General features: G+C 35.3%; 9 protein-coding genes. All 9 read left to right on the top strand.

Annotated features, from left to right (window positions below; all coding sequences use genetic code 11):
* Positions 1-331 (top strand): 4-hydroxy-tetrahydrodipicolinate reductase (locus JM172_RS24700; RefSeq protein ID WP_284730434.1); only part of this gene is annotated, 331 nt, incomplete at its 5' end.
* A 12-nt stretch (positions 332-343) separates the two neighbouring features.
* Positions 344-760, top strand: coding sequence for a methylglyoxal synthase (gene mgsA / locus JM172_RS06390; RefSeq protein WP_214481270.1), 417 nt, complete (start codon positions 344-346; stop codon positions 758-760).
* Positions 757-1,464 (top strand): bacillithiol biosynthesis deacetylase BshB1, encoded by a 708-nt coding sequence (gene bshB1 / locus JM172_RS06385; RefSeq protein WP_214481269.1) that lies wholly within the window; start codon positions 757-759, stop codon positions 1,462-1,464. Before mgsA ends, bshB1 begins: the two co-directional genes overlap by 4 nt.
* Complete coding sequence (gene bshA / locus JM172_RS06380; RefSeq protein WP_214481268.1) at positions 1,461-2,612, top strand: N-acetyl-alpha-D-glucosaminyl L-malate synthase BshA; 1,152 nt, start codon at positions 1,461-1,463, stop codon at positions 2,610-2,612. Before bshB1 ends, bshA begins: the two co-directional genes overlap by 4 nt.
* A gap of 471 nt (positions 2,613-3,083) precedes the next feature.
* Complete coding sequence (locus JM172_RS06375) at positions 3,084-4,298, top strand: CCA tRNA nucleotidyltransferase (RefSeq protein WP_214481267.1); 1,215 nt, start codon at positions 3,084-3,086, stop codon at positions 4,296-4,298.
* Positions 4,256-5,248: a biotin--[acetyl-CoA-carboxylase] ligase gene (locus tag JM172_RS06370; RefSeq protein ID WP_214481266.1), complete on the top strand. Its 993-nt coding sequence runs from the start codon at positions 4,256-4,258 to the stop codon at positions 5,246-5,248. Before JM172_RS06375 ends, JM172_RS06370 begins: the two co-directional genes overlap by 43 nt.
* A gap of 404 nt (positions 5,249-5,652) precedes the next feature.
* Positions 5,653-6,492, top strand: a complete 840-nt coding sequence (gene panB, locus JM172_RS06365) for a 3-methyl-2-oxobutanoate hydroxymethyltransferase (protein WP_214481265.1) — start codon at positions 5,653-5,655, stop codon at positions 6,490-6,492.
* Entirely contained in the window at positions 6,489-7,346 is an 858-nt protein-coding gene (panC, locus tag JM172_RS06360; protein ID WP_214481264.1) for a pantoate--beta-alanine ligase, read from the top strand. The genes panB and panC overlap by 4 nt, the downstream gene beginning before the upstream one ends.
* Positions 7,347-7,348: 2 nt before the next feature.
* On the top strand, positions 7,349-7,732 hold the full coding sequence (gene panD, locus JM172_RS06355) for an aspartate 1-decarboxylase (protein WP_214481263.1): 384 nt from the start codon (positions 7,349-7,351) through the stop codon (positions 7,730-7,732).
* Positions 7,733-7,796: the final 64 nt, after the last annotated feature.

Genomic DNA, 7,796 nt, shown 5'->3' with positions numbered 1-7,796 from the left:
TCGGAAATTAGATGCTCCCTCTGGTACGGCTATAAAAACGGCACAATTGATATCAGCGGAGAGAGAGGCAAAACAACAAGGGCATCCTGATGAACATGAGGCAGTAACAGGTGCTAGAGGAGCTAATATTGATGGGATGCATATACATAGTGTGCGGCTCCCTGGTTTGATAGCACATCAGCAAGTATTATTTGGTGGAAATGGACAAACCTTAACAATTCGCCATGATTCATATAATAGAGAATCATTCATGACAGGTGTGAAAATTTCAATTGAAACTGTTATGAAACTTGATCATTTAGTATATGGCTTAGAAAATATTATTGCATAATGGAGGAGCAAGATGAAAATAGCACTTGTAGCCCATGATAAAAAGAAAAATGATTTAATTCAATTCGCAACAGCTTATTTATCTACTTTGGAACAGCATGAACTTTATGCGACTGGTACGACGGGACAAAAAATTTCTGAAGCTACTAACTTGAAGATCCACCGCTTTCAATCAGGTCCACTTGGGGGTGACCAAGAAATTGGAGCGATGGTAGCAAACAATAAAATGGATATGGTTTTATTTTTTCGTGACCCTTTAACTCCCCAACCTCATGAGCCAGACGTATCTGCTTTAATAAGACTTTGTGATGTGTACGCGATTCCATTAGCAACAAATATGGGAACAGCTGAGATACTAGTCAAAGGCCTAGAACGAGGAGAATTCCAATGGCGCTCAATTATTCACGAACAACAAGGTGAACAGACATGAAACTAGATATGCTTGCATTCGGTGCTCATGCTGATGATGTAGAAATTGGCATGGGTGGCACGATTGCCAAATATACTAATAAAGGATTCAAAATTGGCATATGTGATTTAACAGAAGCCGAGTTATCTTCAAACGGAACAGTTGAGATTAGAAAGCAAGAGGCTATGAAGGCATCTGCGATACTATCTATTAGTGAACGATTAAATTTACAACTTCCGGATCGTGGTTTATTCAAAAAAGAAGAATATATAAAGTTAATTGTTGAGAAGATTCGCTTCTATCGACCTAATATTGTTTTTGCACCTTATTTTGAGGATCGGCATCCGGATCATGGGAATTGCGCGCACCTTGTAGAGGAAGCAGTATTTTCTGCTGGAATTAAGAACTACGAAGATAACAAACGCTTAGCAGCACATAAAGTATCATCAATATATTTTTATATGATCAATGGCTTTCATAAGCCTACTTTTGTCATTGATATATCTCAAACTATAGAACAAAAGCTAAATAGTTTAAGAGCATATAAAAGTCAATTTACGAAGGTAAATGATTCAATTGATACTCCATTAACTAATGGGTACATAGAGACAGTAAAAAGTAGAGAAAGATTATTTGGCAAAGAGGTTGGCGTTGATTATGCAGAAGGGTTTATTAGTAAAAAGCCTTTGCTTATGAAACATGATTTGTTAGGAGAGTGTAAATGAAGATGAAAATTGGTATCACTTGTTACCCCTCAGTGGGAGGGTCGGGTGTTATTGCAACTGAGCTAGGTAAAATGTTAGCAGAAAGAGGCCATGAAATTCACTTTATTTCATCAAGTATGCCATTTAGGCTCAACAAGTTGTATTGTAATATTTATTATCATGAGGTAGAAATCAACCAATATTCTGTTTTTAAATATGCTCCCTATGACCTTTCATTAGCGTCAAAAATGGCAGAAGTGGCGAAACGTGAAAAACTGGACTTATTACATGTTCATTATGCTATACCTCATGCTGTTTGTGCTTATTTAGCTAAGCAAATGGTTGGAGACGAAAAGCTGAAAATTGTAACAACATTACACGGTACTGATATTACAGTTCTTGGCTATGACCCATCATTGAGTGATATGATCAAATTTGGAATCGAAAATTCAGATGTTGTAACAGCTGTTTCTAATTCTCTTGTTGAGCAAACGTATGACTTACTTGATGTTAAGAAAGAAATTTCTACTGTTTATAATTTTGTTGATGAGCGTGTTTATTCTAAAAAAGAAGCTGTTCAAAATCTAAAAGGTGAGTATGGTATAGACGAAGAAGATAAAGTTATTATTCATGTATCGAATTTTCGTCAGGTAAAAAGAGTCACTGATGTTGTAAAAGCATTCAATATCATTGCAAAACAAGTAAAGTCTAAACTGCTGCTAATCGGGGATGGCCCTGAGGTAACAGTTGTTTGTAAATTAGTAAACGATTTACAATTAACTGATAAAGTACTTTTTTTAGGTAAACAAGAAAATGTTGAGGAGTTATACTCAATAAGTGATTTAACTCTATTATTGTCTGAAAAGGAAAGTTTCGGTCTTGTATTACTTGAGGCATTCGCTTGTGGTGTGCCAGGTATTGGTACAAATATTGGTGGAATTCCAGAAGTAATCACTCCTGGAGAAAATGGCTACATTAGTCAGGTTGGAGATATTGAAGATGTTGCGAAGAAAGCAGTGCAAATTCTGACAGATGATCAATTACACAAACAAATGTCTGAAGCAGCTGTTACAACTGTAAAAGAAAAGTTTCATTCCACAAAAATAGTTGAACAATATGAACGCTTATATTTTACTTTACTAAACCGTAGGGTCGACATTGTTAAATAAGATTCTTTTCATAAAACTGCTATGATATTTTTACAAAGGCTCTTTTCGTAAACTTTGTTAATATTGTTATCTAATTAATACTAAAAAGTCATTTAACATGGTTAGTCATTGTTGAACAGAAGCGAAAGATGCCACGTACTCTAGCTGTGTACGTGTTTCGTTCTTAGTAAGAAAAACAACAATGAATGCGAAAACAGCCTTTTACAACGGCTCTTTTAATAAACTTTGTTTGAGGTTGATACTAATTTGGGACAGTAACATTTATGTTCATACGTTTTTATTTGATAATTATATAAGCAGTAATGAATGCAATGACTGTCCATTTATAAAACGATGCAAAACATCTTGTCTTTAAGTTTAAATTTATCCTAAACATTAAGTTGTGCTCTCACTCATTTAGTTCAAGCTAATTGAGGAGTTTGATGTTTTTAACATATAGAATCATGAAGGTTTAATAAAAGGAGATATCTTATGTTACATGATCCGTTTGAGCTACCCACATTTATTATCCAAACAATACAGCAGGCAGGATTCGAAGCATATTTTGTTGGGGGAGCAGTTAGAGATATGCTACTGCATCGTGAAATAGGTGACGTTGATATTGCAACTTCAGCGTTACCACAACAAGTTATAAAGCTGTTTCCGAAGACAATTGATGTGGGTATCCGTCACGGTACAGTCGTAGTTCTTCACAAAGGTGAATCATTTGAAGTAACTACATTTCGAAATGAAGGGGATTATGAGGAGCATCGACGTCCTAAGGACGTTACATTTATTAGCTCTCTTTCGGAAGATTTACAGAGGCGTGATTTTACAATTAATGCAATTGCAATGACAGGCTCTGGAGCCTTAATTGATCCTTTTGATGGTCAAGCTGATATACAAAAACAGATGATTCGTTGTGTAGGTGACGCAACAGAACGATTTTATGAAGATGGCTTACGGATGTTAAGAGCTATACGCTTTGTTAGTCAACTGTCCTTTGTCTTAAGTGATGATACGAAAGCTGGGATAAGCCGGTGTAACAATATATTAAAACATATTTCTGTTGAAAGAATTACAGCTGAGTTTGAAAAAATTATGAGAGGAAATAATAGTCACATAGCTTTTCAATTACTGGCTGAACTTAAAATTTATAAATATTTGCCTCATTGTGCGAATAAACAAATCGAATTTGAACAGCTGGCAAACTATAAATGGCACTCACTTCAACAAAACGAAGAGTTTTGGACTTTATTCACAATGTTATTAAAAATGGAGACACCAGGAAAGTTTTTGCGGTCATGGAAATTACCTGTAAAGTTAATTAGAAGCGTAGAAATAAACATACGGTATTTTAACATGTTATTAGCATCAGAATGGACAAAGACTACACTCTATCAATGTGGCCTAGAACATGCAGAACAAATTGAACGTATAAGAGCTGTTGTTCATCAAAATGATGGTACAGAAAGGCTACATAATATAAAAAAAATGTACGTTAGTTTACCAATCATTTCTCGCAAGGAGTTAGTTGTTAATGGAAATGACCTACAAGCTTGGTTTAATAAAAAACCTGGTCCATGGTTAAAAGAATATATTAACAACATTGAGATGGCAATTGTCAATGGAGATGTTGAAAATGAAGTAGAGAACATAAAGGAGTGGCTGTTACATTGCAATCTGAAACTAGAAAACAATTGTTAGAAGCTTTCACAGGTGCTGGAGATGAATTTATATCAGGGCAAAAAATAAGTGAACTACTTGGGTGCAGTCGAACGGCCGTTTGGAAACATATTGAAGATTTACGTAACGAAGGGTATGAGCTAGAGGCAGTCCGTCGAAAAGGCTACAGAATTACCAAAAAACCTAATAAGATCTCAAGTAACGAAATACAGCTTGGTTTACAAACAAAAGTGATGGGTAGGAACGTGCATTTTCATGAGAAAGTTACGTCAACACAAAGGGTTGCTCACACACTTGCACATGAAGGTGTAAAGGAAGGGACGATCGTTCTAGCTGAAGAGCAAACAGAAGGTCGAGGGAGACTGAATAGATCTTGGTTCTCTCCAGAGGGGACAGGGATTTGGATGAGTTTAATAGTCAGACCTAATATTCCTCCTCAACAAGCGCCTCAGCTTACATTACTCACAGCTGTAGCTGTTGCACAAGGTATTGAAGAACTTACTCATTTGTCGCCTAAAATTAAGTGGCCTAATGACATTTTAGTGAATGGTAAAAAGGTTGTGGGTGTATTAACAGAACTTCAAGCTGAGCCAGAGTGTATTCATTCTGTTATCATTGGTGTTGGAATTAATGTCAATCAACAAACAAGTGATTTTCCTGAAGGGATTGACAAAACTGCCACATCATTAGCGATAGAAACAGGGAATAAACTTAATCGTTCTGAATTGATTCAACACATCCTATTAAAATTTGAAAAGTTGTATTTTGAATACTTAAAACACGGTTTTTTATTCGTTAAGCTGTTATGGGAAAGTTATGCAGTAAGTATTGGTAAAAATATTGTAGTAACAACGTTAAATGAAACGAAGAAAGGTGAAGCTTTGGGTATTACAGATGAAGGTGTACTTATGATGAAGGATGAAATGGATAACATACATTATATTCATTCAGCTGATATATCTATTATGTAATAAATAAATGAATTCTTTCGTTTACTTGTTTTTTATTCACCTGATCATCATTTTATAGATCTATGGACAAAGGTGTTAAGTTCCTTGTAGTAATGACAACGATTAATAGTAAAGAAACCTTTCTTTACACTAAGTACATATTGTAAAGTTTTGCTGGAAAAAAGGACAACAATTTTGTATAATTTTGCATGAGGGTAGTATCCTGATGAGAACTATACCTTATTCAATTAGTTTAAATATGTATATAGCTAGTCTGCCTTGATCCAACATATGGACTGGGACAGAGGGATGAAGCAAACCGATGATGTGAATTATATCCTTCTTTCTCATGTTTTTTGAGACTGAGGGATTTTTTAATACGAACTAACCGGTTACTCATGCCCTCTAAAAAAGGAGGGAAAAACGTGAAACAAGTACCAAATTTTTTACAAATGAAGCAAGAGAATGATCCGATTGTTATGCTAACTGCATATGATTATCCATCTGCTAAGCACGCTGAGGAAGCAAACGTTGACATGATTTTAGTGGGAGATTCTTTAGGTATGGTCGTTTTAGGTTATGAATCAACTATCCCTGTGACAGTTGATGATATGGTCCATCATACGAAAGCAGTTAAGCGTGGTGCACAAGATACTTTTATCGTTACGGATATGCCATTCATGTCATATCAAATCTCCAAAGAGGAAACGCTAAGAAATGCCCAACGAATTATTCAGGAAGCTGGAGCTCATGCTGTTAAGGTTGAGGGAGTAGGTGATGTACTTGATATGATAAAAATTTTAACATCAAGTAATATTCCTGTCGTAGCTCATTTGGGATTGACTCCTCAATCTGTAGGTATTTTAGGCGGATATAAAGTACAAGGGAAGGATCATCAGGCAGCTAAACAACTACTTGAAGATGCTAAAAGCTGTGAACAAGCTGGGGCAATCGCATTAGTGCTTGAATGTATTCCTACTCAATTGGCAGAGCAAGTAACGAAGGTAATAGACATACCGACAATTGGTATTGGTGCAGGAAAAACGACAGACGGACAGGTACTTGTTTATCATGATGTGATCGGTTATGGGGTTGAAAGAGTACCAAAGTTTGTAAAGCAATATACTAAGATTAATAATGATATAAAAACAGGTTTAGAAGGTTTTGTTGCAGAAGTGAAAGATCGTAAATTCCCAGAAAAAGGGCATTCTTTCCATATGAAAGAAGAAGAACTGGAAGCACTTTACGGGGGAGCTAAAGCATGATCATCATTAGAAAAATATTAGATATGCAAAAAATGATTAAAGAGTATCGGCAAAAAGGCATGAGTATAGGTTTTGTGCCAACGATGGGATTTCTACACGAAGGACATATCTCTTTAATGAACAGTGCTCGTCCCCAAAATGATATAGTTGTGGCTAGCATCTTTGTAAACCCTTTGCAATTTGGTCCAAATGAAGATTTTGACTCATATCCACGCGATATAGTTAGAGATGAAAAAATGGCAAGTGATGCGCAAGTTGACATCTTGTTTTATCCTGATATAAATGAAATGTATAACTCAGCAATGTCAACTACTGTCGTTGTGAATGAGCGTGTCAATGTTCTTTGTGGAAAATCAAGACCTGGACATTTTGATGGAGTAGCAACTGTCTTAACCAAATTATTTAATATTGTGAACCCTGATAATGTATACTTCGGTATGAAAGATGCACAACAGGTTGCTGTTGTTGATGGTTTAATTAAAGATTTTAATCTTCCAATTAATTTAGTTCCCATTGAAACTGTTCGAGAAGCAAACGGCTTAGCAAAAAGTTCTCGAAATGTCAGGCTAACTAAATTAGAGAAACAACAAGCACCATATTTATATAAAAGCTTACAATTAGCTACAGAACGAATTAAGCTAGGTGAAAAAGATCCACATACAATTATTGCCTTAATTACTGATTATATTGACACACATACTGATGGAAATATTGATTATGTAGAATTGTATTCCTATCCTAAATTAACTGCCTTATCTAAAATTAGTGGCAACATCATTATAGCAATCGCAGTTAAGTTTACAGAGGTAAGGTTGATTGATAATATTACTATGGAAGTTTGTAAGGAGGAATAACAATGTACCGTACAATGATGAATGCAAAAATACATCGCGCCCGAGTAACAGAGGCAAATTTAAATTATGTTGGAAGTATAACAATTGATCAGGACATTCTTGACGCAGTTGGTATGATTGCAAATGAAAAAGTTCAAATTGTTAATAATAATAATGGAGCTAGAATAGAAACATATATTATTCCAGGTGAAAGAGGTAGTGGAGTTATATGTTTAAATGGCGCTGCGGCTAGGCTTGTACAGCAAGATGATATCGTTATTATTATTTCGTATAAATTGATTAGTGAGGCTGATTTATCAGAACATCAACCAAAAATTGCAATTATGGATGAAAATAATCAGATAACTGAACTTATTGGCAAAGAGCCAGCGAGAACGGTTATGTAAGTATAAAACCCTCTATTGATGAGGGTTTTCATGTATAAATAAGTTTTTGTTCAAAGAGGGATCA

Source organism: Bacillus sp. SM2101, assembly GCF_018588585.1.
Lineage (GTDB): Bacteria > Bacillota > Bacilli > Bacillales > SM2101 > Nanhaiella > Nanhaiella sioensis.
This window is presented reverse-complemented; position numbering and strand designations above follow the sequence as displayed.

What these genes read in the sequence shown, in the direction of transcription:
- bshA (WP_214481268.1), top strand. Translation starts at nt 1,461, where the DNA reads ATGAAGATGAAAATTGGTATCACTTGTTACCCCTCAGTGGGAGGGTCG.
- panC (WP_214481264.1), top strand. Translation starts at nt 6,489, where the DNA reads ATGATCATCATTAGAAAAATATTAGATATGCAAAAAATGATTAAAGAG.
- JM172_RS06375 (WP_214481267.1), top strand. Translation starts at nt 3,084, where the DNA reads ATGTTACATGATCCGTTTGAGCTACCCACATTTATTATCCAAACAATA.
- bshB1 (WP_214481269.1), top strand. Translation starts at nt 757, where the DNA reads ATGAAACTAGATATGCTTGCATTCGGTGCTCATGCTGATGATGTAGAA.
- panD (WP_214481263.1), top strand. Translation starts at nt 7,349, where the DNA reads ATGTACCGTACAATGATGAATGCAAAAATACATCGCGCCCGAGTAACA.
- mgsA (WP_214481270.1), top strand. Translation starts at nt 344, where the DNA reads ATGAAAATAGCACTTGTAGCCCATGATAAAAAGAAAAATGATTTAATT.